The organism is Oscillibacter sp. KLE 1745 (assembly GCF_000469445.2).
GTDB classification, from domain to species: Bacteria; Bacillota; Clostridia; order Oscillospirales; family Oscillospiraceae; genus Oscillibacter; species Oscillibacter welbionis.
Genome location: NZ_KI271657.1, coordinates 1 through 1820, shown reverse-complemented (window position 1 = coordinate 1820; position 1820 = coordinate 1). Strand labels below are relative to the sequence as shown.

2 protein-coding genes are annotated in these 1820 nt (G+C 50.8%); both read right to left on the bottom strand.

Annotated features, from left to right (window positions below; translation table 11 throughout):
• Positions 1 to 152: 152 nt before the first annotated feature.
• Positions 153 to 1310 carry a site-specific integrase gene (locus HMPREF1546_RS00980; protein ID WP_036629701.1) on the bottom strand — a complete coding sequence of 386 codons (1158 nt, stop codon included), beginning with the start codon at positions 1308 to 1310 and terminating at the stop codon, positions 153 to 155.
• Positions 1311 to 1315: 5 nt separating this feature from the next.
• Positions 1316 to 1615, bottom strand: coding sequence for a DUF6809 family protein (locus tag HMPREF1546_RS00975; RefSeq protein WP_036629699.1), 300 nt, complete (start codon positions 1613 to 1615; stop codon positions 1316 to 1318).
• Between the last annotated feature and the right edge of the window lie 205 nt (positions 1616 to 1820).

Below are 1820 nucleotides of genomic sequence, written 5' to 3'. Positions count from 1 at the left end.
AAATGAAAATGTCCTTGACTTGGGGAGCACTTTAAACCGGAACAGAGAGGATTGAACGGCACCGGGCAGGAAATTCCCTACCCGGTGCCGCTTTTCTGTCATTTCTCTCGGTTTTCCTGTGTAGAATTTTCGATTGTCTTTTTGTCTGTTTTTCACATTGCTTGGCTGATGACGTTTCCGATGGTATCCGCCGCATCCCGTTTCATGTCCGCGGTGGCGTGGGTGTAGGTGCTGAGGGTGAAGCCTGCCGAGTAGTGGCCCAAGGTGCCGGATAATGTTTTGACGTCTACACCGTTCTTTAGGGATAGTGTTGCGAACGTGTGGCGCAAGTCGTGGAACCGGATGTGTTCCGCGCCGATGGCCTTCAGTATCTTATCATGGGTATGTCGGAAGGAATCCGGGTCGAACATGGTGCCCGTCTTGGGTGACGGGAACATATACGGGTTTCTTGGATGTTTCTTGTGTTCCTCAATCAGTAGATTCACCGCTTGCTGTGGAATTGCCAGCGTTCTCACGGAGTTCTGTGTTTTCGGCTGGCTCACCACCAGTTTCCCCTTGATACGGTTCACCTGCTTTGTCACAGAGATGGTCCTATTTTCGACATCCAGGTCAGTCCAGAGAAGGGCAAGAAGTTCCCCTCTCCGCAGTCCCGTGGTCAGTTCCAGATAGTACGCCGCCAGCAGGCCCCTTTTGTCTGCCTCCATCAAGTATGGTCCGATCTTCTCCTGTGGCAGGATCTTCATCTCTTTCTTCTCCATTTTCGGCAGTTTGCATCCTTTTGCCGGATTGGTCAGGATGATCCTTTCGGCAACTGCCTGCTCCAGGCAGTTGTTCAGCAGAGTATGGATGCCCCGGACTACTCTGGTACTCAGCCCTTTGTCTTTCAATTCGATGTGTGCGTACCGCTGAACACGCCCATTCTTTTGAAGGTCATTGTAAAACTTCTGAATTTGAATGGTCGTCAATTTCTCCAGTAGAACCTTGCCGATTCTCGGAACAATATGGTTGTCGATGTAGTTCAGGTAGTATTCCTTTGTTTTCTCCCGCAGGCGAGGTTCGGCGTACACCTCGTACCATAGCTTGATCCATGCCCCCACGGTATAGGTCTTGGCTTTACTCACATCCAAGTGCTGGCTATCTGCGATCGCCTTCTTCAGCTTTTCTTTGACCTCACCCTGCGTCTTACCGAGGACATTCTTGTAGATAGGCTTTTCTGTGGCGGAGTCCCGCCCCGCTGTGTATCGGCCCTCCCAGCGGCCATCCTTTCGCTTGCGGATGCTACCCTCGCCGTTTGCTCTGCGCTTTGCCATACCGTTCATCCCTCCATGATGTCTGTCAGGCAGCCGTCATTTTCATCGAAACTCTCTACGGCCAGCATCATTCCCAGGCGGAAGCCCAGGATGAACTTTTCGATGGCAAGCGTACTGCTGATCTCGTCCTGCGCGTTCACTAGATTCAGAAGCAGATGCTCTTCTTCGTCTTTGAGCCGCGCTATCAGCTTTTCCTCACACTTCTCCGCTTTCTCCATTGCTCTTTGCAAATCAGATCCTGGTTCTACCTGCCGGTCGCATGGCGTGATGTTGCCGTAATATAAATTTTCCAGTGTCTTTCGCATCTGTGTCGCCTCCTTTGCAGCAACACACAATACCATCCCCTGACCTTAATAGCCATCCCAACGGTCCAGAGTTATCAGAATATTATCAATCTCAGTTTTATTTTTTGAGGGTGTTCGGGCAGGCTTTTATTCCTTGTTTTATGCGGCGTAAATTTTGAGCTGTTGGATATCTCCTGAAAAAGCCCCTCCGCACCGTGTTTCCCTG